The organism is Shewanella frigidimarina NCIMB 400, assembly GCF_000014705.1.
Classification (GTDB): Bacteria; Pseudomonadota; Gammaproteobacteria; order Enterobacterales; family Shewanellaceae; genus Shewanella; species Shewanella frigidimarina.
Window position 1 is genome coordinate 4,607,510 of sequence record NC_008345.1, and the last position, 23,731, is coordinate 4,631,240.

21 protein-coding genes and 1 riboswitch are annotated in these 23,731 nt (G+C 42.6%); of the genes, 8 read left to right on the plus strand and 13 right to left on the minus strand.

Going from position 1 to position 23,731, the window contains the following annotated elements; all coding sequences use genetic code 11:
* Positions 1-74: 74 nt before the first annotated feature.
* Positions 75-920 (plus strand): 23S rRNA (adenine(2030)-N(6))-methyltransferase RlmJ, encoded by an 846-nt coding sequence (locus tag SFRI_RS19845; protein ID WP_041413252.1) that lies wholly within the window; start codon positions 75-77, stop codon positions 918-920.
* A 355-nt stretch (positions 921-1,275) separates the two neighbouring features.
* Here SFRI_RS19845 and SFRI_RS19850 read toward each other — a convergent pair whose 3' ends face one another.
* From SFRI_RS19850 to SFRI_RS19875, 6 genes are all read right to left on the minus strand, one after another.
* Complete coding sequence (locus tag SFRI_RS19850; RefSeq protein WP_041413815.1) at positions 1,276-2,637, minus strand: M28 family peptidase; 1,362 nt, start codon at positions 2,635-2,637, stop codon at positions 1,276-1,278.
* A 91-nt stretch (positions 2,638-2,728) separates the two neighbouring features.
* The gene (locus SFRI_RS21820) at positions 2,729-3,409 is read right to left on the minus strand and encodes a lytic transglycosylase domain-containing protein (RefSeq protein WP_374702264.1); all 681 of its coding nucleotides are present in this window, start codon (positions 3,407-3,409) and stop codon (positions 2,729-2,731) included.
* A gap of 313 nt (positions 3,410-3,722) precedes the next feature.
* Positions 3,723-4,262 (minus strand): hypothetical protein, encoded by a 540-nt coding sequence (locus tag SFRI_RS19860; RefSeq protein ID WP_011639270.1) that lies wholly within the window; start codon positions 4,260-4,262, stop codon positions 3,723-3,725.
* Between the two features lie 418 nt (positions 4,263-4,680).
* Positions 4,681-7,836 (minus strand): efflux RND transporter permease subunit, encoded by a 3,156-nt coding sequence (locus SFRI_RS19865; protein ID WP_011639271.1) that lies wholly within the window; start codon positions 7,834-7,836, stop codon positions 4,681-4,683.
* A gap of 9 nt (positions 7,837-7,845) precedes the next feature.
* Positions 7,846-8,994: an efflux RND transporter periplasmic adaptor subunit gene (locus SFRI_RS19870; protein WP_011639272.1), complete on the minus strand. Its 1,149-nt coding sequence runs from the start codon at positions 8,992-8,994 to the stop codon at positions 7,846-7,848.
* A gap of 327 nt (positions 8,995-9,321) precedes the next feature.
* Positions 9,322-10,431: an MBL fold metallo-hydrolase gene (locus SFRI_RS19875; protein WP_011639273.1), complete on the minus strand. Its 1,110-nt coding sequence runs from the start codon at positions 10,429-10,431 to the stop codon at positions 9,322-9,324.
* Between the two features lie 96 nt (positions 10,432-10,527).
* Here SFRI_RS19875 and SFRI_RS19880 point away from each other — a divergent pair, with 96 nt between their 5' ends.
* Positions 10,528-11,145 carry a TetR/AcrR family transcriptional regulator gene (locus tag SFRI_RS19880; RefSeq protein ID WP_011639274.1) on the plus strand — a complete coding sequence of 206 codons (618 nt, stop codon included), beginning with the start codon at positions 10,528-10,530 and terminating at the stop codon, positions 11,143-11,145.
* Between the two features lie 17 nt (positions 11,146-11,162).
* Here the strand turns inward: SFRI_RS19880 and SFRI_RS19885 are convergent, their stop codons facing one another.
* The gene (locus tag SFRI_RS19885) at positions 11,163-11,849 is read right to left on the minus strand and encodes a DNA-3-methyladenine glycosylase I (RefSeq protein ID WP_011639275.1); all 687 of its coding nucleotides are present in this window, start codon (positions 11,847-11,849) and stop codon (positions 11,163-11,165) included.
* A gap of 97 nt (positions 11,850-11,946) precedes the next feature.
* Positions 11,947-12,477 (minus strand): thioesterase family protein, encoded by a 531-nt coding sequence (locus tag SFRI_RS19890; protein ID WP_011639276.1) that lies wholly within the window; start codon positions 12,475-12,477, stop codon positions 11,947-11,949.
* A gap of 276 nt (positions 12,478-12,753) precedes the next feature.
* Positions 12,754-12,923, plus strand: a riboswitch (FMN riboswitch).
* Between the two features lie 94 nt (positions 12,924-13,017).
* Between SFRI_RS19890 and ribB the strand changes: the two genes are divergently transcribed.
* Positions 13,018-13,674 carry a 3,4-dihydroxy-2-butanone-4-phosphate synthase gene (gene ribB / locus SFRI_RS19895; protein WP_011639277.1) on the plus strand — a complete coding sequence of 219 codons (657 nt, stop codon included), beginning with the start codon at positions 13,018-13,020 and terminating at the stop codon, positions 13,672-13,674.
* A 654-nt stretch (positions 13,675-14,328) separates the two neighbouring features.
* Here ribB and SFRI_RS19900 read toward each other — a convergent pair.
* Genes SFRI_RS19900 through SFRI_RS19910 form a run of 3 tightly spaced genes read right to left on the minus strand, consistent with a single transcriptional unit; the run spans position 14,329 to position 15,992 of the window.
* Positions 14,329-15,192, minus strand: a complete 864-nt coding sequence (locus SFRI_RS19900; protein WP_011639278.1) for an alpha/beta hydrolase — start codon at positions 15,190-15,192, stop codon at positions 14,329-14,331.
* Positions 15,193-15,207: 15 nt separating this feature from the next.
* Complete coding sequence (locus SFRI_RS19905; protein ID WP_011639279.1) at positions 15,208-15,417, minus strand: helix-turn-helix domain-containing protein; 210 nt, start codon at positions 15,415-15,417, stop codon at positions 15,208-15,210.
* The gene (locus SFRI_RS19910; protein ID WP_167526102.1) at positions 15,417-15,992 is read right to left on the minus strand and encodes a DUF2975 domain-containing protein; all 576 of its coding nucleotides are present in this window, start codon (positions 15,990-15,992) and stop codon (positions 15,417-15,419) included. The genes SFRI_RS19905 and SFRI_RS19910 overlap by 1 nt, the downstream gene beginning before the upstream one ends.
* 338 nt (positions 15,993-16,330) lie before the next feature.
* Here SFRI_RS19910 and SFRI_RS19915 point away from each other — a divergent pair, with 338 nt between their 5' ends.
* Entirely contained in the window at positions 16,331-16,687 is a 357-nt protein-coding gene (locus SFRI_RS19915; RefSeq protein WP_011639281.1) for a MerR family transcriptional regulator, read from the plus strand.
* 58 nt (positions 16,688-16,745) lie between these two features.
* Positions 16,746-17,123, plus strand: a complete 378-nt coding sequence (locus SFRI_RS19920; RefSeq protein ID WP_011639282.1) for a carboxymuconolactone decarboxylase family protein — start codon at positions 16,746-16,748, stop codon at positions 17,121-17,123.
* Between the two features lie 137 nt (positions 17,124-17,260).
* Here the strand turns inward: SFRI_RS19920 and prlC are convergent, their stop codons facing one another.
* On the minus strand, positions 17,261-19,300 hold the full coding sequence (gene prlC / locus SFRI_RS19925) for an oligopeptidase A (protein ID WP_011639283.1): 2,040 nt from the start codon (positions 19,298-19,300) through the stop codon (positions 17,261-17,263).
* A 448-nt stretch (positions 19,301-19,748) separates the two neighbouring features.
* Here prlC and SFRI_RS19930 point away from each other — a divergent pair, with 448 nt between their 5' ends.
* The 3 genes from SFRI_RS19930 to gorA all read left to right on the plus strand — a co-directional run bounded on the left by SFRI_RS19930 (position 19,749) and on the right by gorA (position 22,474).
* Positions 19,749-20,432 (plus strand): hypothetical protein, encoded by a 684-nt coding sequence (locus tag SFRI_RS19930; RefSeq protein WP_244262846.1) that lies wholly within the window; start codon positions 19,749-19,751, stop codon positions 20,430-20,432.
* 78 nt (positions 20,433-20,510) lie between these two features.
* Positions 20,511-21,041 (plus strand): hypothetical protein, encoded by a 531-nt coding sequence (locus SFRI_RS21105; RefSeq protein ID WP_011639285.1) that lies wholly within the window; start codon positions 20,511-20,513, stop codon positions 21,039-21,041.
* A gap of 77 nt (positions 21,042-21,118) precedes the next feature.
* Positions 21,119-22,474 carry a glutathione-disulfide reductase gene (gene gorA / locus SFRI_RS19940; protein WP_011639286.1) on the plus strand — a complete coding sequence of 452 codons (1,356 nt, stop codon included), beginning with the start codon at positions 21,119-21,121 and terminating at the stop codon, positions 22,472-22,474.
* Positions 22,475-22,692: 218 nt separating this feature from the next.
* On the opposite strand, the gene SFRI_RS19945 is transcribed toward gorA, so the two are convergent.
* Positions 22,693-23,727, minus strand: coding sequence for a helix-turn-helix domain-containing protein (locus SFRI_RS19945; RefSeq protein ID WP_011639287.1), 1,035 nt, complete (start codon positions 23,725-23,727; stop codon positions 22,693-22,695).
* Positions 23,728-23,731: the final 4 nt, after the last annotated feature.

The window sequence follows — 23,731 nt, forward strand, 5'->3', positions numbered from 1 at the left end:
CCTCGCGCGCTAGAAAACTTATAATGTCGCTATTACACAGTTTTTGCTGTCTCATTTAGTAAATGGAAATGCCCATGCTCAGTTATCGCCACGGTTATCATGCAGGCAATTATGCCGATGTACTTAAGCACTCAATGCTTATTCAAGTATTAAAAGCGATGCAGAAAAAAGATAAACCTTATGTGTATATCGATACTCATGCAGGTGCAGGTGCCTACTCATTAACCGATGAGTTCGCCCAAAAAACCGGCGAGTATTTAGAGGGTGTTGCCAAATTATGGGACCACGCTAATTTACCCACTGCATTGGCCAACTATGTTGAAACTGTGCAGCACTTTAACGCTGAGTTTGATGGCGAGTTAACCGTGTACCCTGGCTCACCGGCTATTGTAGATGTTGAGCTTCGTCCGCAAGATCGTATGGTGTTACACGAACTGCATGGTACTGACCATGAGTTATTAGCAGATTATTTTGTGGAAGACAGACAAGTCAAAGTCATTAAAGGTGATGGTTTACAGGGATTAATTGCCGCTGTACCGCCATTAGAACGTCGTGGGGTGATATTAATTGACCCAAGCTATGAAATGAAAACTGACTATCAAGATGTTGCTCAAGCCATCATTAAAGCCCACAAACGCTTTGCTACCGGGACATTTCTTTTATGGTATCCGGTGGTTAAACGTGATCAAACAGAAGCTATGTTAACGCTGCTCAAAAATAGTGGCATTAAGAAACAACTGCGTATTGAGCAAGGCATTAGCGCCGACAGTGACGAGTTTGGTATGACAGCTGCGGGTTTATGGGTAATTAACCCACCTTGGCAAATGGATGTATTGGCTAAAGAAGCATTAGATTACTTAGCGCCACTATTAGGCCATGCTGACGGTCATACTACTGTGAAGTGGGAAGTAGGCGAGTAAGACTTTCTACCCGCAAAAGATGTGAGTTTATTGTCGTATCAGATCCTAACTATCTTTATTGAAATAACACACAAATTTCAAATGGAATTAACCTGCAGGCTCAATGGTTCTCCGTCCGAAGTGTCCGAAATAGTGTGATGAAAATGCCGTAGTGACATCATGGATGATGGCACAGGCTCAGGGGTACATGGATGTACCATCTGAGCCGTTAGGCGATTTTTATTATGCTATGAGGATCAACACTTTGTCGGAGCTGTGGGGGAGATCCAAGAGGGGGAAGCAGTTTTCCCCTTCTTGGTCAGGTGTGGGCGAAGCGCCACGACCTTGATGTTATTTATTGACGTATGACTGAGCATTACTTAAAAAACGCGCCTGCCGCACCAGGGAATACCACAGGGCTAACATTACCATTCGCGGCAACGCTCGCGACACCAAACAAATAATTGTCGATAACCATATTATCTAACGTGAACTGATTAACCTTGCCGACATAGCGACTATGAGTCCATTCCGCTACCGTTGTTGAGCGCCAATATACGCGATAACCGACAACCGTGTTGTCGTCAGTACTGGCCCAACTTAATGTGGTACTTGGTGAGACTTGCCCTGCAATGGTCACCTTAGTTGGTGGCGCTGGGGCCCATGCTTGTGACGCTAAACTTAACGCATTAAGCGCAGTCAGTTTGGCGGTAAAGTCAAAATCCACTCCTTCAATCACATCGCCATACGCAATGCCGTTTTCAACGCGAATATCTTGATGTTGGCGATTATAGTTCTCGTTGGTTTCCATAATCCGCACGGCAGGCAAACCAGCCTGATTAAACGGTAAATGATGCCCACCACGACCAAAACGATCGAGTCGATACACCAGCATCACCTCTAAATTAGTCATGTACTGGTCGGCTAGTGATTTAATTTTACGGGCTAAATTGCGTGAAGCAGAATCATTTTCGCCGCCACTAAAATAGCGTTCTTTGGCTTCATCTGCGGTTTCGGCAAAACGTACGCCTTCAGAAAACACCCGCACACTACTGTTATTGACCACCCCATTGATACCAGCAATATTGCCTATCATGTCGTTATTCAATACCGCTTGTACTTGCCACCCTTGTGCTTTAGCGTAATCGGCTAAAATATTGCCGCCATACAAACCTTGTTCTTCGCCCGACAATGCAGCATAAACAATAGTGCCGTTAAATTGGTATTTTGATAATACTCGCGCTGCTTCTAACGCCCCTGCCACACCGGATGCATTGTCGTTAGCACCAGGAGAAATTGAGGTAGCATCCAACACATCACTAACACGTGAATCAATGTCGCCGCTCATCATCACTACACGCTTAGGATCCGTTTTACCGCGCTGAATCGCGATAACGTTAACTACTTCGGTTGGATTTTCGATTCGTTTACCTTGAACAGTGTCGCCCACTGTCACCACTTCTAAACAGCCACCACATTCTTTTGATATACGATTAAATTCAGCCTCAATCCAACGTCTAGCAGCACCGATACCTTGAGTGTCAGATGTGGTATCAGACAAAGTGTGCCGAGTACCAAAACCGACTAAGGTTCGAAGATCTTGTTCAATCCGCTTAGCTTGCGGTGCGGTAGCGATGTCGTATAAACGCACATCTTCTTGTGATGGGGCTACAAACGATGATTTGTCGGCAGCAAATGCAGGCACGGTTACAGCGCCCAATATCAACAACCCAGCCATGCCCGCTAAACAATAACCGTTGTTACGACTGAGTTTGACCCGCTTAGGTTGTACTTTATGAATTAAATGGTTCATTAATAAATACCTTAAGTTAACTGGCTAATGCTTTTTGGTAGCGTTTTAATAATATTTTTACGCGCTTCACATAAGCTTGTGTTTCAGGATAGGGCGGTATACCGCGGTATTGCATCACCGTTGTTGGACCAGCATTGTATGCCGCACAAGCAAGGTCAATGTCGCCGTCAAATTTGCTCAATAATTGCGCAAGATAACGACTGCCACCACGAATATTCTGTTGAGCATTAAAAGGATCATCAACGTCCATATCGCTAGCGGTACCTGGCATTAATTGCATTAAGCCTTTAGCGCCAGCTTTGGATAACGCGCCAATTTTAAACGCTGACTCGGCATGGATCACTGCTCGAATAAGTGCAGGATCAAGCTGATACTGCCGCGCGGCTAAAGCCACATCGGTTGCAAAATGTGAGGTAAATAATGGGATTTTATACCAATCGATAACCGAATCGACCCGGCATGCAAAACATTCATACAATAATACTTGGTAGTCTGCATCCAGCGGTTGTTGATCGCTAAACACCATCACCCCATTGGTTTGCTTGTATTGAAACACTTTACGCTTTTCCACGCCTAAATCACTGACAATACCATTTTCGGAGTAACTGGCCTTAACGCGAGGCTTACTCGATACTGAGCCCGTTTTTGTTAACGAATAATTATTGGTTAACGTACGCGGTTTTTGTTTATCGCCCACATAGCCAGCATTCAACGACAGCTGATCATTAATTGATTGCTCATCGGCAGGCTTAGTGTTGCGGCGACTCAACACGTTATATGTTTCTATCGTTGGCGCTGGGTGATTTTCAGCGGTGGTAGTTTGAGATTGCTGTAACGATAACTGCTTTTTTGCTGCGGCTTGCTGAGGAATATACTTAGCTTTAATTTGCGGCTTTTCAACGTCTTCCACGGCAGGATAAACCACTTGCTTGGCTTGTATAGGTACACAAATACAAGCCAACAACGTAGCGATACCTAATAGCGTCTGCCGATTACGCCATGTCATTTGACTATTCCTGCACTTGATCGAATATCGGCATCGGCGCGATACGGGCGAACTTTGCTACTGCCGAACCGGGAAAAATTTTAACCCCACTGTTTAACTCGTCTACGGCTTTACGGTAAAAGTCTTCCGCGTGGACAAAGTCGAGCTCTAGCTGTATATATTCGGCGAGCTGATCGGCACACAGTTTGTCTTTATTCACCGTAGCTAATAATGCTTCTAAACCTTGATCAATCTGTTGCCAAGCGGCTATCGATACAGACAACGAGCCACCAGCCATATTTGACTCTTCAATCGGTTGTTCCCAATCGTGTTCGGGCTGTAACTGTTTTAGTAGCTCCAACTGGGCTTGTTGGTCATCTGTTAAAGGGCGTGGATAAGATGGTTTTTCCTGACATAGCTCGGTAAACAATGTCAGTCTTTTATCAATTTTTGAGTCGATCACTTTTAGCGCTTCAATGGCTGAAGTGCGTTTTTTGAGTAAACTGGCATACCAAAGATAAGCCAGAATAGCGGCTAAAGTGAAGCTTATAAAAAGCACCTGCATGGTGACATCCTTTATTATTGTTATTCACTATCATAATCATTATTTAATCAAAAGTTCATCTTTATCGGCGATACCTTTGCTAAAAAGAAACCACAAAAGAGTAAGCCAAACACCAATAGATGTTAATAAGCTGTTTTGATTCAGATCTTAACTATAACACAAACAACAGTACTAGCACGGTTGAATACTGTACAGTTTAAATTTTAATCTTTAACTTTATCAACTACCTAAAAGCATTTTCACAAGAGTGTTTTTTAAACACTCTTGCAGTTTTCCCTCAAAAAAACATCAAAATATCGTTTAATAATGCTGACTTAACACCATTAACGCTATTTATTAGCAGCTGCATCAATAGAGAAACAATAGTCACAAAAAAGCCCAGAAAAACTGGGCTTTTAACAATCAATAATGTAAAAAATTAAATATCTTTTCTATCATTATCAACTTTTTCATTTTCCTCTTCAGTGGGTTTTTCACGCTTACTGAAAATGCGTTCAACCACCACAAAGAATAACGGCACAAAGAAGATACCTAAGAAGGTGGAGGTCATCATACCGCCCAATACCGCAGTACCGATGGCATTTTGGCTACCAGAGCCTACTCCTGAGCTAATCGCTAATGGCACAACACCTAGACCAAATGCTAAAGAGGTCATTAGAATTGGGCGTAAACGTACTCTAACAGCATGCAAGGTTGCCTCAATTAAGCCAGAACCTTTCTCGTAGTATTCCTTAGCAAACTCGACAATTAGAATGGCATTTTTAGTCGCCAAGCCCACCGTGGTTAGCAAGCCTACTTGGAAAAATACGTCATTAGGCAGACCACGAGCACTCATTGCCAGCAAGGCACCAATAATCCCGAGTGGAACAACTAAAATGACCGATAATGGTACCGACCAGCTTTCATACAATGCAGCTAACACTAAAAATACGATTAAAATAGATAAGGCATATAAGCTAGGCGCTTGGTTACCCGATAAACGCTCTTCGTACGACAAACCATTCCACTCTAAGCCATAGCCAGGTGGAAGCTTCTCAGCCATTTCTTCAAGTGCATCCATCGCAGCACCGGTACTGTAGCCCGGGGCGGTAGCACCCTGAATATTAACCGCAGGCACACCGTTAAAACGTTGTAACTGAGGAGAACCAAACTCCCAGGAACCTGATGCGAATGCCGAAAATGGCACCATTTCACCATTATTGTTGCGCACATACCAAGAGTCTAAGTCCCCAGGTTGCATACGATATTTAGCCTCACCCTGGATATAAACCTTTTTCACTCGCCCACGGTCGATAAAGTCATTCACATACGACCCACCCCACGCGGTACCCAAGACACTGTTCACACTATTAATATCAATGTCTAATGCACGTAATTTGGCGTGATTAACATTAATTTTATAGATGGGCGCATCTTCTTGGCCATTTGGACGCACCCCAACAAGGTTAGGGTTTTGTGCAGCCATACCTAATAATTGATTACGCGCCTCAATTAACTTGCCATGTCCTTGACCATTTAAGTCTTTTAAGTAGACGTCAAAACCATTTGCGGTACCCAGTTCAATCACTGATGGCGGCACAAAAGCAAACACTAACGCTTCTTTAATTTGCATAAAACGGCCCATGGCTCGACCCGCTAACGACTTAACATCTTCACCAGGCGCTTCACGTGTGGACCAATCTTTTAGGCTCACAAACGCAATACCCATGTTTTGACCAGAACCCGCAAAACTAAAGCCCGCAACAGTAAACACTGAATTTACCAGGTCTTTTTCTTCGGTAAGGTAATAGTCGGATACATCTTTTAATACCTTAACCGTGCTTTCTTGGGTTGAGTTGGTTGGCAAAATAGCTTGAGTGAACAAGATACCTTGGTCTTCGTCGGGTAAAAATGCGGTTGGCATGCGTAAGAAAATCCAAGCCACTGCGATAACCAAGCCAACGTAGATCAACATGACGCGGAATGAGCGCTTTAAAATACTTCCCACACTTGATTCATAACGAGAGGTCATTGCATCAAACTTGCGGTTAAACCACCCGAAGAAACCGGTATCAGCGTGAGTATGACCTTTTTTAACTGGCTTTAGCATGGTGGCGCATAATGCTGGCGTAAGTACAATTGCCACAAACACCGACAAGGCCATCGCCGATACAATGGTGATCGAGAACTGACGATAAATAACACCAGTCGACCCAGACATAAATGCCATTGGTACAAATACAGCTGACAGGGTCAAACCAATACCCACTAAGGCACTGGTAATTTGATCCATCGATTTACGGGTCGCTTCCAGCGGACTTAAGCCTTCTTCCGACATCACGCGTTCGACGTTTTCCACCACCACAATTGCATCGTCCACCAGCAAACCAATGGCCAATACCATGGCAAACATGGTTAAAGTGTTGATGGTGAAACCTGCAGCGGATAGCACCGCAAACGTACCTAGCAATACTACTGGTACCGCAATGGTAGGAATAAGCGTTGCTCTGAAGTTTTGAAGGAACAGATACATAATCAAGAAGACCAATACAATGGCTTCAATCAATGTGTGCACAACACCTTCAATCGATTGCTCTACGAATGGCGTTGTATCATAGGGATAAACGACTTCAAGTCCTTGAGGGAAAAACTCTTTCATCTCATTAACTTTGGCTTTAATGCCTTCTGCCGTATCTAACGCATTCGCGCCTGTAGCCAGCTTGAATGCAAGGCCCGACGCTGGCTTACCATTGTAATATGAGTCAACCGCGTAGCTTTCTGCACCTAACTCAACTCTAGCAACATCGCCTAAATAAACGTTAGCACCTGATGAGTCAGATTTAACAATAATTTGCTTAAATTGCTCTGGGGTTTGCAAGCGGCTCTGTGCTGATACGGTCGCGTTAAGTTCTTGACCAGCAACCGACGGAGCACCACCTAATTGCCCTGCTGATATTTGGGCATTTTGCTCACGTATTGCCGCAACGATATCAATACTGGTTAATTTGTATTGAGTTAACTTAAACGGGTCTAACCAAATGCGCATTGCATACTGCGCACCAAATAACGTGATCTCACCCACGCCAGGTACACGGCTCATTGGGTCTTGAACGTTGGCAGCAACATAATCAGATATATCGCTTTTGCCCATTGAACCATCTGCAGACACAAAGCCAAGCACCATTAAAAATCCAGAGCTAGATTTGTTAACTTTGACACCTTGCTGCTGAACCTCAGAAGGTAATAATGGCGTAGCCGCTTGCAGCTTATTCTGAACTTGCACTTGAGCAATATCAGGATCAGCCTCAGCATTGAATGTTAAGGTGATAGTGGCATTACCAAAACTGTCACTGGTCGATGAAATATAGCGTAAGTGATCAAGCCCAGTCATGCGCTGCTCAATCACCTGAGTGACTGTGTCTTCCATGGTTTTGGCAGAAGCACCAGGATAGAAAGCACTGATCACTACGGTTGGCGGGGCAATACTTGGATACTGCGCAATGGGTAAGCCTTTAATGGCTAACACACCTGCAAGCATAATTAATAATGCAATCACCCACGCAAAAATAGGGCGATCAATAAAAAAGCGAGCCATAATTATTCCCTACTTTTGTGGTTGATCAGCCGTTAACACCTGTGCAGATACTGGTGCACCAGGGCGGATTTTTTGTAATCCTTCGACAATTAATTTATCGCCAACAGACAAACCATCGACAATGCGCCATTGATGACCAATCACTTCAGCGGTTTGTACCACGCGCATTTCAACATTACTGTCTTGGTTTACTATCATTGCAACCGCTTGGCCTTTGCTATTACGGGTAATAGCACGTTGAGGCACTAAAATAGCCTGTGGGTCTTGGCCAGCATTTAATAGCGCACGCACATACATACCAGGTAATAATATACCGTCAGGATTAGGGAACTCGGCACGTAACGTCACGGAACCAGTAGTTTCATCTACATTAACTTCAGCAAATTGTAATGTACCTTGCTGATCATATGTGCTGCCGTCTTCAAGCAATAAGGTCACTTTAGCATTGTCACTTTTCAGTAACTGGCCTGAACGTAAATTGGCTTTTAAACGCAATAATTGTGCACTTGACTGAACGATGTCGATATTAATTGGATCGAGCTGTTGAATTGTCGCTAAGGTATTACTTTGATTAGCGGTAACTAACGCGCCAGCAGTAACAGATGACTTACCAATACGACCAGAAATCGGTGCTTTAACTTCAGTATATTCGGTGTTGATGGTCGCAGTATTAATGGCGGCTTTTGCTACCGTTACTGAAGCTTGCGCTTCTTTAAATAACGCTTCCGTCTCGTCAAAATCTTGCTTACTAACTGCATTGGTTTTGACTAATTTGGCATAACGCGCCGCCTTGGCTTTTGCTGAGGCTAAACCAGCATTTGCGCTAGCAAGATCGGCTTCTGCACTCACTAATGCCGCTTTATAAGTGGCTGCATCAATTTGATATAGAGATTGACCTTGTTTAACTTCGGTGCCTTCGGTAAAGGCACGCTTAGTGATAATACCTGACACTTGTGGACGCACTTCGGCTTCTAAAAAGGCACGACTGCGACCAGGTAATTCAACCTTAATCGCTTGCGAAATTGCTTCAACTGTCATCACGCCAACGGGTGTAGGTGGTCGCGGTTGCTGTGACTGGGCATTTTCATCCCCTTGACCACAAGCGGTAATCCATAATGCAGCAGAAATAACTGCGGCGACTTTCAATGCTTTGTGCATGAGTGCTCCTACTCCAATTTATTTTCAATATGACACCTCGGTCTTGAGGAATTTCATTTAAAAATAGCTAAAATTAACCTGTTAAATTTTCTGTGTACTTTATCGCATAGGTATAAAATTCAAACAACAAACCTAATGCGAATAAATTGTAAATAAATAATAAGTTTCAGTTATATATATTGAATATGTTATCAAACTGTAATCGTTACACGGGTAATCAAACAAAGATTACCTTTTAAGGCATTAAATACACTATTTGGTAACATGTTGGTAAAGTCAATTAATGCTTAAACTATCCATGTCTATGTTCACTGTTAATACATTAACTTAATTGCTGTTGATGACAACTTGATTTAATTCATCTGTATTTTGTGGTTCAAGCATAATGGCACGCCACCATAACTCGCTAGCTTGTGGATTGGCTAACATCACCGCTTGACCAAACTTTGGCGTAAGCAAGGTGACATTTTGCTGTTTTGCTAGCTGGTTAATACGTTCAAAAGGCTCAAACCAATCATGCAATGCTAAATCAAAGGTGCCATTGTGTATTGGCATCATTGCCTTTGCTTGAACATCAATATGTGCCTGTAGGCTTTGCTCTGGCAACATATGGATATCACTCCACAATTCATTATAGGCGCCAGTTTCAATCATGCTGAGATCAAATGGTCCATAACGCTCACCAATTTCTTTAAAGCCATTAAAATAGCCACTGTCTCCGCTAAAAAACACCTTATGTTGTAAGCCTTGAATCACCCAACTAGCCCATAAGGTTTGGTTACGATCAAGCAAGCCCCGGCCAGAAAAATGTTGTGCTGGCGTAGCGGTAATGCTCAAGCCATTTAATTCAACAGACTGCCACCATTCCAGTTCAGTCACTTGAATGGCATCTACGCCCCAAGTGGTTAAGTACTCACCCACTTTAAGTGGGGTCACAAAATGTTGCACCTTGGCAGCCAATTGCTCTATGGCTGCTCTATCAAGGTGATCGTAATGATCATGGCTAATAATCACCGCTTTTATTGCCGGTAAATCAGCAATACTGATTGGCGATTGATGAAAACGTTTTGGCCCAGCCCACTGCACCGGTGATGCTCGCTCGCTAAATACCGGGTCAATCAATAAATATTCACCATCAAGACGCATCAATAACGTTGAATGGCCTAAACGATAAACAGTGTCTTCCGTTGATTGATCCAATATCTCTGGAGTCAGTGCTTCTAATGGAATCTCACCTTGGGGAATGGGCGCTTGGCGCTTTGCCGACCCATAAGCTTTGGCAATTGGCCATAAGCTGCTAATACCAGATTGATAGACTTTTTCGGTATTGCTGAATATTTGTGTTTTATGTCCACGCGATGCAAACCAATATTTACTGATCAAAATAATGACAATCAATGCACCAAGCACGACTAAAAGACTCATTAATATTTTCATCTATCGCTTCCAAAAGTAAACTACACGGTGTAGTTTAATAATCCCTTATTGAAAAGTAAACTACTCAGTGTAAAATATTACAATAAGATCGCTTAGATGAAACCAATGAACACAGAAAAGCAAACACGCAGCCAGATTAAACGTGCCGCGATTATTGAAGCAGCCAGAACAACCTTTAAAGAATTAGGGGTTGCGGCAACCAGTATGGATAAATTAGCCGAAGTAGCTGGAGTGTCTAAGCGCACGGTATACAACCACTTTGCCACCAAAGAAGCTTTGGTGATGACCTTGATGACTGATTTATGGCAACAAGCATTATCTCAACCCTCTGTGATATATAGCTCACATCAACCTTTGGCAGAACAACTGCAACAGTTGGTGCGTTTTGATATGGATTACATTCAATCAGAAGAGCACATTGAAGTATCACGAATGGTGATTGGCCATCTGTTTTATACCACTGAAATGCAGGAAGAATTGCAAAAGGTTATTAAAGAAGAAACGGCTATTTTGCGCTGGATAAAAGCAGCGACACTGGACGGACGCTTAACTGTGACGAATGTTGAACAGGCCCAAGGAGAAGTACAAAGCTTGATTAAAGGCCAATGTTTTTGGCCATTAATATTTCAAGTCGAAGAGCCATTAAACGATCAACAAAAAGATGACATTGCCGCCAGCATAGTAACCATGTTTTTATGCCGTTATCAGGCATAAGCACATTGTTGGCTACTCTACACTCGGTTATCACCCACACCGAACGAAATAATACGGCTGATATGCGCTAAACTCATGCCAGATTCTTGTTGCCAATGATTAAAAGCAGCTTGGGTTTGGCGTAAAGCGGTTTGCGATGTAAAGCCAGCATCAACGACGTTATGAGCAGTTAAATATGACTGCACATCTTGGCTTAGCAAAAACGTGTCTTTACCTATAGCACGTAAAAAATAAGGCCCGGTATTGCCACCTAAACGAGTGCCGCGCTTTTTAAGCATTTGCCACAAACCAGTAATATCATCACTTGGCCAATTCGCAATAAATTCTGCAAAACTGCCGTGTTCAGCATTAATCTGCTGGATCATATAAGCATTATCAACAATTGCTTGGGTTTTCTTTTGATGCCGAATAAGTGCTGGGTCGGTTGCCCGTTGTTGAATTTGATCGGGTGACAGCATCAGCACTTTCATTGGCTCAAAGTCAAAAAAGGCTTTTTCATAAGCAGGCCATTTATTGTCAACCACTCGCCACACAAAGCCGCTTTGAAACACGCGTTTACTCATAACAGACAATAACTGCGCATCAGTATATTCGCTGATTTCATCGGCATCGAGACTGTCAGGCAGCAATGACTTAACTGCCGCTGATCCGCCTTTACGCTCACAAGCTCGCGCCCAAATATCACTGAACTTTTCTAATGCCACCGCGTAGCTCCTTTAACCCAACCAATAACCTGCCAATACGACAGATTAAGGCTTGTTGATCTTTAAAAATTACCATCGATACCAAAAAAAACTAACGTTATATATTACGTTCTTTTTTTAGTTGTAAAAATTGTTTCCATTTAACCACTTCAGCAGGTATTTCAGGTGTGTCACCTGTGTAACCGGCAGCAGCAATTAAGGTTTCAATAGGCACTTGTTTACCTCGACATACAAACACACCACGGACATGCGCGATGCAATGTAAACCACGAGCGGTAAGCATACGATGCTCAATATAAAAGTATTTTTCATCCCAACCAACGATTTTTGTTTCAATGGTAAACTTCTCAAACGGCTTAATATCGCGGATATAAGTAAACTCTGCCGCATTCACTATCGGTAACCATTTATTTTTTAGAAACTGTTTCATCAAACCCATTTCGGCAATCAAATAGGTGCGCGCTAAATCCATAAAAGCAGGATAACGCGAGTTAGTTAAATGCATATTGATATCGCAATCTAACGGTAAAGCACGGTAATCAATTCGGCTAGTGCCTAAAAAACCAATACTTTTACAATGACCTATTCGCCATAAAAACAACAAAATAATACGAAAATACAGATTCATGCACGGTTACTCCTAATGTAAGCGCGACAGGCTAACAAAGGTCATACCAGCGAGCAAGCGGCTTTAACATCATTTGGTAGCACAAAATTGGCATTACACTTTATTTGTTACTCTTTTTGAGACTTATCCCCCTTTTCATCTGCGGCTTAACTGATTAACATAGCGAGGCGTTTTGATTAAATTGGCAGTGAGTTAACTGAGTTTCACGTAACTTACTGCCAATAACGCCGTAGTCGTTGAGTCGATTACAGCCAAATCAGCGCAAACAACATTGTTTATAATTCTCAGGGCGGGGCGCAATTCCCCACCGGCGGTAAACTTGAAAAAGTGAGCCCGCGAGCGCTCGATTCGTCGAGGTCAGCAGATCTGGTGACTTAGGTTTTACTCATGAGTAATGCCTAACAGTCCAGAGCCGACGGTTACAGTCCGGATGAGAGAGAATAGAGATACATCAATTAGCCTCGGCTTGTTGATGCAATTTGTTTTGGATTTATATCCCTCTTTACAAGCCCTGATTCTGGTCATTTTAGGAGTACAACCATGAATCAGTTATCACTACTTGCCGAATTTGGCGAACCAATCACCCGTGTAGAAAACGCATTAGCAGCGCTTAGAGAAGGCCGAGGCGTATTACTACTCGATGATGAAGATCGTGAAAATGAAGGCGACATTATTTATTCTGTCGAGCACTTAACCACAGCCCAAATGGCATTAATGATCCGCGAATGCAGCGGCATTGTGTGTTTATGCTTAACCGACGAACACGCCAACAAGTTACAATTGCCGCCAATGGTTATTAATAACAACAGCGCCAACCAAACTGCGTTTACCATCTCTATTGAAGCAAAGCATGGTGTTACCACTGGCGTTTCCGCACAAGATCGCGTAACCACCATTAAAACAGCCGCAAACCGCGATGCCAAAGCATCAGATTTGGCCCATCCTGGACACGTATTCCCATTGCGTGCTCGCGCTGGTGGAGTAATGTCTCGCCGAGGTCATACCGAAGGGACTGTCGACTTAATGCAAATGGCAGGCTTAATGCCAGCTGGCGTATTATGCGAACTGGCTAACGAAGATGGCAGCATGGCCAAAACACCAGAAATTATCGCCTTCGGCCTTAAGCACAACATGCCTGTACTGACCATCGAAGATATGGTGATGTACCGTAACCAGTATGATTTAAAGCTGGCGTAATTAACGTCGTGGCGCTTTGTCCACACAAGGGCAAAGGGGTAATATACTTACACCCCTTTGCAACCCTTCAGCGTTATGTCTACATTTTCTGATGTGTGAAAAAATTGCGACGAAAATAAAATCCAGCTTTTAACTTCGTTATATTCTGCTTTATTCAAAAATCCTAATGATTTCAAGAAACAACTACCTTAAAGAATTAAATTCCTATAACATCAATTAATTATCACCTATTTATAAAAGTTTCGGAGTCACCAACTCCGAATGTCGCTTGGTAAGCGGCTAAAGGGCGATACCTTATCTAGAGCGGGGCTCAAAATTTGGGCTGGTAGATCCAGCAGAAGTCGTCCGAATTGGGGGAGCTAATACTAGTCATCGCAAACCTAACCGCGTGGCAACGCGGTATATAAATGCGAATCATTTATGATTCAACCGGTTGAGTCGTTTGAATGGATTTTTGCCATGAAAACTTCAATCACAATTGAAGTTAAAGTAAATTTAGCAACAGTAATAACTGCCACTAGTGGGTTGATTTATACTCTTGCTTATATCTATTGCAACTTCTAAAAGCCCTACGACGCCAACGGCAGTTGGTGTCGTAGGCATCCAAAAATACATTAAAAATTGAATACATTTATCTACACGATAAAACTCAAATCAAAGCTCAGTAATAAACGTTTGATACTGACTCATGGTATTGGCATCGTCCAACATGCCTTGATGGCCAACATTGGGCACCATAATTAACTGCTTATTGGCTGACTGGCTAGCTACAAACAGTTTTTCAGACAGTTCAGGCGGGACCTCTTCATCTTCTTCTGCCGCAATGACTAATAATGGCCCTTGATAATATTGCGCGACCACTTGCTTATTATCTGTTTTACGAAAATCTTCTGGCATTTCCAAAGTCATAAACGGTGCCATATACCAAGGTGTTTTTTCATCAACCCAGTCGTCGGCATTAGTTGCTGAACCGTGTAAAATCAGCGCATCTATTTTATTATTTTTTGCTAAATCAGCGGCAATAAAACTGCCTAGTGAGTAACCGTGCAATATCACTTTTTCAGGCTGATATTGCTGATGTAAATAATCCAGTTGTTGCTGTGCATCTGCAATAATATTGTTAATGCTTGGTTGGCCTTCACTTGCCCCTAATCCACGACGATCCATCACTAAAATGTCGGTATTGAGCGTCGATAATGTGGTAAGGACCGACAGGCCATGTGGTTCGATTTTCATGCCGTTGCCTTGATAAAAGACCAATGTTGTAAGGCTATTGGGGTTATCAATATAAAAACCATTTAACTTAACGTGATCACTTGCCTCTAAGCTAAGTGGGGTAATCAAATGATTAGGCATCGCCTGCTGTAATTGTTGAGTAAACTCAGCAGTAAACGCTACGGGGACTTCATCGCTGGCAATAAAAGTGCTTTCACTTAGGCGCATAGTACATGCTGAAGTAACCAGCACTGTGGTTCCTATCATTGCACCTGTGGTTATTTGTTTAAGCCAATTTTGCATATTATTTTCCTTAATTTACTCATCGTCCTTGTGGACTAAAATGTCACCTGGCGAGCATTGTAAATGCTGGCAAATAGCGTCTAGTGTCGAAAATCGAATCGCTTTTGCACGGCCACTTCTAAGCACTGACAAATTTTGAGGGGTTATGCCTATCAATTCTGCCAATTCAGTGGACTTCATTTTCCGCCTTGCCAACATCACATCCAGCTCAATAATTATGGCCATTAAATTGTCAACTCCACCTCTTCTTGAAGCTCCGTTGCATGCTTCATGACCCATGCTACACAGTAAAAAATCATCCCGAAAAGTGCATACTTTAACTCTTGGCTGCCAAGACTAAAATAAACAGGTACCGCACTAGATGTACCGCTAAAGTGCAATGTAAATGCGATGATCATCGGGTAAAAAAGGCTGAGTAAAATCCAAACTAAAAATACCAAAGCAATACGGCTCAAGCAGCGGAAATTACTTGGAGTAAACACATTACCTTGCTGATACAGACCAAAAAGTTGGTAGAGAAAATAGTAAATAAACAGGTAAGGTAAAATTTCAACACTGCCCAGAATGATCCCAGGATGAAATCCCGCATCATAAAGGCTTTGAGCGAGAGCTTGCCAAGGTGTACCAAAGTCGACAGCTAGATAACTACTAAACCAACCCCACCAATCAATGGTTAACACATATTCACCCGCTTGGAATTCTCCGAACACCATAGTTCCGCTATAACTAGTGACTTGTAATAAAGCTAAAAATACAATCAGCAATTTAATCCATTTACTTAACGAGACAATTCTATCCATGATCATTCTAAGCTGGTTAATGTTAAAACAAAGTTAACACACAAGCCCTTTATCAGCAATAAGTTATCGATAAACGATACTATTAAGATGTTAAATCTAATATACCTATTGGTGATAATCCAAAATCATCCGCTTGAATCACAATACATGGCTATCGTAATAAATGATTAAAGTGCCTATGCTATCAACTCGAGATAGATGACATAATTTTGTTGATAATGCTCAACAACTTTTACTCGATAGCTTTGTTTCACATCTATAACACATGAGAGTACCGTTAATAACTGATTGTATTATAAAGATTTAATAGAAAAACCCATTAACTCAGGAGTAAAGTGATGAATATGAAAGCATTTTCGACGTTAGCCGGATTATCTTCATATACGCTGCGTTATTATGAAAAAGTCGGTTTACTCAACAACATTCAACGAAATAGCAGTGGCCATCGAGTCTACACAGCCAAAGACTTAGAATGGATTAATTTTGTCAAACGCCTGAAAGACACTGGGATGGCTTTAACCAAAATTCAGCAATATGCCCAATTGAGGACACTAGGGCCCGGTACAGTGTTAGACCGCCAACAACTACTTGAGTGTCACAAAGACCAGTTACAGGCTCACATTGAACTTCAGAAAAATCATTTACTGGCGTTAGAAAACAAAATTAGTTTGTATAAAGCCAATAAAGTCAGTTGACTTAGAGTTAACTCTAACTTGTAAGGTGTGACTTCTACTTATCGATAGGAGTACATCAATGCCAAACTCAAGATTCACTTTAGGCATGGAACAGTTGTCAAAAATTGACGGAGAAGCAGGTCATAATGTTATCGAAAGCCTACAAGATATCTGCCCTGACTTAGCCCGATTTACCATTGAATATCCGTTTGGCGATATCTATACCCGACCCGCCTTAGAGGTAAAGTCGCGAGAAATAGCCACTGTTGCGGCACTCACCGCTTTGGGCAATTGTAGGCCTCAGCTAAAAGTCCATTTAAATGCCGCTTTAAATGTTGGTTGCAGTGAAGAAGAAGTAAAAGAAGTGCTTTTACAAATGTCTGTTTATGCCGGTTTTCCTGCAGCGTTAAATGGCATGTTCGCGTTTAAAGAAGTCCTTCAAGAACGAAAGGCATGACCTGTGACAAATAAGGCTTAACAGGCAACAAATATCTCTCAAAATTATCTGAGAATATGAACCCTAAAAATAACAAAAAAGCATAAACCGAGGTTTATGCTTTTTTGTGCTGAAGTCATTGGGGAATAGGGTTAAATCTACACCGCAATACCACTGTGACGTAATAAAGCATCTGTATTGGGTTCACGGCCCATAAAGCGTTTAAATAGCTCCATTGGCTCTTCACTGCCACCCATTTCAAGAATGTTATTTAAGAAGCTTTTACCTGTTTCAGCATTAAAAATACCTTCAGCTTCAAAACGCGAGAACGCATCTGCCGATAATACTTCAGCCCATTTATAGCTATAATAACCTGCAGCATAACCACCCGCAAAAATGTGAGCAAAACCGTGTTGAAAACGGTTAAAGCTTGGTGGGGTTAATACCGCTATTTGGCTACGCACTTGGTCTAAAATGCCTTGAATATCGACGCCTTTAGCAGGGTCAAACTCGTGGTGCATTCTAAAGTCGAACAAGGAAAACTCAAGTTGGCGCACCATCATCATGCCTGACTGGAAATTTTTCGCCGCTAACATTTTGTCTAACAATGCTTTTGGTAATGGTTCGCCCGTTTCATAGTGGCCAGATATTTCCGCTAATGCTTCTTCTTGCCAGCACCAGTTTTCCATAAACTGACTTGGTAGCTCTACCGCATCCCAAGGTACACCATTAATACCAGACACTCCGCCCACATCCACTTTGGTTAACATGTGGTGAATGCCGTGGCCAAACTCATGGAACATTGTGGTGACTTCGTCATGGGTAAACAACGCCGGTTTGCCGTCGACAGGACCATTAAAGTTACAGGTTAAATAGGCCACCGGCTTTTGCAAACCAGTAGAGGTAACCCGGCGACCGCGACAATCGTCCATCCATGCGCCGCCACGTTTACCGCTACGAGCATACAAATCGAGATAAAAACTACCACGGTGTACTTTATCGGCATCATGAATATGGAAAAAACGTACATCTTTATGCCAAGTGTCTACGCCTTTTTGTTCGCTAATGGTTAAACCAAATAAGCGATTAACGGTATAGAACAAGCCTGACAAGACTTTGTCTTCTGGGAAATACGGACGCAATATTTCTTGCGACACTTCGTACTTGTGTTGCTGCAGTTTTTCAGCGTAAAAACTCAAATCCCACGAGGCCATTTCGGTCACGTTGTAATGATCTTTGGCAAAGGCACGTAGTTCGGCTAATTCAGTTGACGCTTGGTCTTTAGACCGTTCGCCTAACTCATTTAAAAAACCCAATACTTGTGCTGGGTTTTCTGCCATTTTGGTGGCTAACGATTTATCTGCGTAGCTAGCAAAACCGAGTAAATTGGCTAACTCATGACGCAATGCCACAATTTCATTCATGTTATTGGTGTTATCAAACTCACCAGCATTAGGACCCTGGTCAGATGCGCGAGTCACAAATGCACGGTAACACTCTTCGCGTAACTCACGGTTTTCGCTATAGGTCATCACAGGCAAATAAGACGGAAAATCTAAGGTGAATAACCAACCTTTTTGCTCTTTGGCGTCTGCCATAGCTTTAGCTGCGGCGATGGCTGACTCAGGTAAACCCGCTAAGTCTGCTTCGTCGGTAATAAGCTTAGTCCACGCTTCGGTAGCATCTAACAGTTGATTAGAAAAGTTGCTGGTGAGTTCAGATAAGCGTTTAACCATTTCGCCATAGCGGGCTTTTTGACTGTCATCCAAGCCGATCCCCGACAATTCAAAGTCACGTAAGCTCTGCTCTATCACCATTTTTTGCGCTTGAGTTAACTGGGAAAAATCTGCCGATTCGTGGATCGATTTATACGCCTCGTACAAACCTTGATGCTGGCCAACATAGGTGCCGTAATCTGACAACAACGGCAAACAAGCATCGTGAGCATCACGTAATTCATCACTACTGATCACCGAGTTCATGTGCGACACAGGCGACCACATTTTACTTAACTCATCATCAACGTCTTCAAGAGGCTCAATGAGATTGTCCCAAGTGTATTGGCTATTTTTTGCTAATAATACTTCAATAGTCTCACGACATTTGGCAATGGCTTGCTCAACTGCAGGCTGAATGTGTTCAGGTTTAATTTTTGAAAATTCTGGTAATTCTGCGCTACTTAGCAATGGATTGCTCATAAAGATTCCTCGAAATATGTCGCGTGAGTATTTAGCCTATATTGGGCTAATTGTTACCGTTTTCAAGCGTAGAAACAATTTATCCCGATAAATATAACCTTAGTTTCGAGGCGATACACAGCACTTATCATCACTAAGTTTGACCATATTATCGTTGATTCAACGTATAACAAGCCCAGTCACCTAACTGATTTAATCAACAAATAGAGTGACTAAGATCCCAATTTAATTTTACACTTAATTTACACAACTAATATTGACAGGCAGATCCCAAACGAGACTGATTATCATTTATTTTCCCACTAAAAGGGCTACCATTCGCTTGATTAAAAGCACTTTCCCATTTTTCGATATGAGCTCAATAAACATGAACTTCGATTTTTGCCTATCAAACCGCAACCATTATGCCCGCGCCTTTTGTTGTGCAATGGCTACGATGATGTGCTTGATGACATCCTCGTCAGCGTTCGCCACGGCAGAATACCAGCCGACTGCAGGGGTTGATGTTGCTTGGGAAAATAATTATGTCACTCAAGGTCGTAATAATTTAGAGCATGGCGGTATTGCATGGGCAGTGGCAAATATTGAACAAAACGACCTAGCTGTTTATGCCATTGTAGGGCGAGCAGACCAAGTGAATTATGTGGAATGGAACCTAGGGCTAGAATACACCTTACATCTCGCTAATAATATTGATGCCACAGTAGGCTACCAGCGCTTAGAATTTTATGGCGATGAGCGCTGTTCCGATAATGAATTTTTCGGCGCGTTAACGGTTAATGGATTAACTTGGTTTGTACCCGCTGTTAACTACACTTATGCAACCGAAGCTGGCGGCTATTTCATTGAACTGAGCATACATAGCCCATGGGAAATCAATCAACACTTCACTTTGACACCTTACATTGTTCAGGGATTTGATTTTCAATACAGCAGTGAAGAACACAACGGCGCTAACCATTTCCAATTTGGACTAGAAGCCGAACAAAAGTTGAATGATTCAATGGCATTATCTGCACACATTAGCCACAGCATCGCTCAAGGAGATATTAAGCAACAAGCCAGTGCCGATGATATTCAGGGCAGTTTAGATCAAACCTATGCAGGGGTGCATTTCAAACTGAGTTTTTAAGCTTTGCTAGCATTTTAGCAATCCAAGGCTAGACTAAAGGGGCTACAGGACGCCCCCTAGACTCAAGCAAGGAAGCTTATGTTAACTCGACTTATCAATATACTATTTGTCTTATTCGCCGCGGTGATGATGCTATTCAGTACCTCATTACTTGCCAGCGAGCTCACCAAACTGATGATTAAACAGCCCGATAAACCCACCCAGTTAACCAATGACAATGCCAACTCACTCCCATCGCAATACGCAACCGATCATCAAGGTAATGTGATTGTTATCCCCACAGAGCAAAGCTCCGCTTTAGAATATCGAGCCGATGATATTTACCTTAAACCGCGCCACAAAAAATCACCCATCAAAAAGAACAACACGCGCTCATCAACCGTAAAGCGCACCACCTTAAAGAGTGCGACAATCGCTAACGATCCAAGCTGTCGTTGGTTGCATAGCCGCATAAAGCAGTTACAAAAGAAGCAACGCCATACCCAAAACAGTCAATTTAGTCATTATCAAGATGAAATCGATATTAGAGAAAGCGAATGGGCCTGCCTTAAGTGCGCAACCAGCGGTCCTAATAACGTTGACCGTGGTGAATGCCAACATAAACGCTAACAATGCATTGGGGGAACGACTAGATTGCAAACACAATCCCCCCTACAATGGATGCATTAACCGCAGTGGAGATAATCATGGCTCAACATTTTGACTATATCGCGCTTGGCGCAGGCAGTGGCGGGATCGCCTCAGCAAACCGTGCAGCAATGCGTGGCGCAAAAGTATTAATTATTGAAGCAAAGCACGTTGGCGGCACTTGCGTTAACGTCGGCTGTGTACCTAAAAAAGTCATGTGGTATGGCGCTCATGTCGCTGAAGCACTGAACCTATACGCCAAAGATTATGGCTTTGATGTTACCGTCAATAAATTCGATTGGAATACGCTAGTCGACAATCGTGAAGCCTACATTGGCCGTATTCATGATGCTTATGGCCGTGGCTTTGCGAGCAATAAAGTCACTTTATTAAATGGCTATGGTCGCTTTATCAATAACAACACCATTGAAGTTGATGGCGAGCACTACACTGCCGACCATATTGTGGTTGCCACTGGCGGCGCACCAACAATTCCTAATATTCCTGGCGCTGAACACGGTATCGACTCTGACGGTTTCTTCGCATTACGTGCGCAACCTAAGCGCGTAGCGGTTGTGGGTGCCGGTTATATTGCTGTTGAAGTGGCGGGTGTATTACACGCACTGGGCAGCGAAACGCATTTATTAGTACGTAAACATGCGCCACTGCGTAACTTTGACCCAATATTAACCGACGCATTAGTTGACGCTATGGCCACCGACGGCCCAACGCTTCACACTCACAGCGTACCTAAATCGGTCACCCAAAATGCCGATGGTAGTTTGACGTTACTATTAGAAAATGACCAAAGCTTAACGATTGATTGCCTCATTTGGGCCATTGGTCGTTCACCATCAACAGGCAATATCGGCTTAGAAAACACCGATGTGCAATTAGATGCTAAAGGCTATGTCATTACTGATGAGCAACAAAATACCACCGCAAAAGGCATTTATTGTGTTGGCGACATTATGGCGGGCGGTGTTGAATTAACCCCTGTTGCCGTTAAAGCGGGTCGTTTGTTGTCAGAGCGTTTATTTGGCAACATGCCAGACGCTAAAATGGATTACAGCTTAATTCCAACAGTGGTTTTTAGCCATCCACCTATCGGCACCATGGGTCTAACTGAGCCAGAAGCAGCTGAAAAGTATGGCCAAGACAATATTAAGGTTTACGCCTCAACGTTTACCTCAATGTACTCAGCTGTTACAGCACATCGCCAAGCCTGCAAAATGAAGCTTGTTTGTGCTGGTGATGATGAAGTGGTTGTCGGTATTCACGGCATTGGTTTTGGCATGGATGAAATACTGCAAGGTTTTGGCGTAGCAATGAAAATGGGCGCAACCAAAGCAGACTTTGACGCCGTAGTAGCAATACACCCAACGGGTGCAGAAGAATTTGTTACTATGAGATAAGTATTTAATACTTATCAAACCGTAAGCACTTAATAGGCGTTTACGGTTTTTTTATGCCTGTTATTTACTGGCGTAGCATTGAGCAAAACCCATCAACACATTTTGAAGGCGGTAATACCGATAATCCCCTACAACTAACCGCGTACCACTTTTATGATTATAGCAAACAACTCTAGACGACCGTTCTACTTTAGGTTTGTAAACTGCCATCTGCAATGTTAACTACATTGGCTTGATGCTTCTGATAAGTGCTTAGTGAGTTTCAGTACCTCTGCAGCGGTTTTACCTAATGTATAACGCCCAGATATGGCATGAGAATGGTTATAGTCATACAACCAATTCGCCAATTGTTGATTGAGATCTAACAACGAACCGGCTTTGTTTTCTTTCAAGAATGGCTCATAAAACTCATGATATGCTAGGTCTTGAAAACGAGCTGCAAGACCATTTACAACCGGGCCATTGTACGCTCTCATTTGAATGTGATTAATATTATGAGCAGATAAAACATCGCTAAACTGCTGGCTTTTTTTGCCAAAAAACTCACTGCCTCGGTCGGTTAAAATAGTATTGATATTGAGCCCTTGGGCAGTGGCATACCAAGGTAGAACAGTTTGTTCAAGAAACTCAGCGGCTGAAGCAGAATCACGTTCTGGCATGATCACCGCTATCGCAAACTGACTATAACCATCAACAAACGTATGTTGATATAACTGGCCTAATGGGCTTATAACCCCTAAATCAAAGGTGTCTTGCACACAAATATCACCTGGGTAAAGACACTCAAAGATGGGATCATTTGAATCGAGTTGATACAGTTTTTCAATGCGCACTTGATCTGAAGGCGCTAAATTATTGTCTTGTTTTAGCTTGCTATGTAAAGCCAATAATCGATTTTTCTTTGTTTCTAAGTTATGCCTAACCCAAATTGTGCGAACGCCACTGGCAGAAATAGCGCAGCCTCGGGCTGTCAACAACTCTGCGACTTTTGCTTGACCATAATTAGGGTAATCAAGTGCTATCTCAATAACTTGGTCTTCTACAGCTTGGGAAACTCTATTTTTTAATGCTGGTTTTCTTCGAGATAAGTTCTTTAAACCACGTTCACCAGCCGTTTCATATTGTTTTTTGAAACGATAATAACTGTCACGGCTGTAACCCATGATGCCGCATGCTTTGCTTATGCTGCCAAGTTCCGTTGCTAATTGCAGTAGCGCCAATTTACTTCGAATTTCATTTTTCTTTGCGCTCATATTA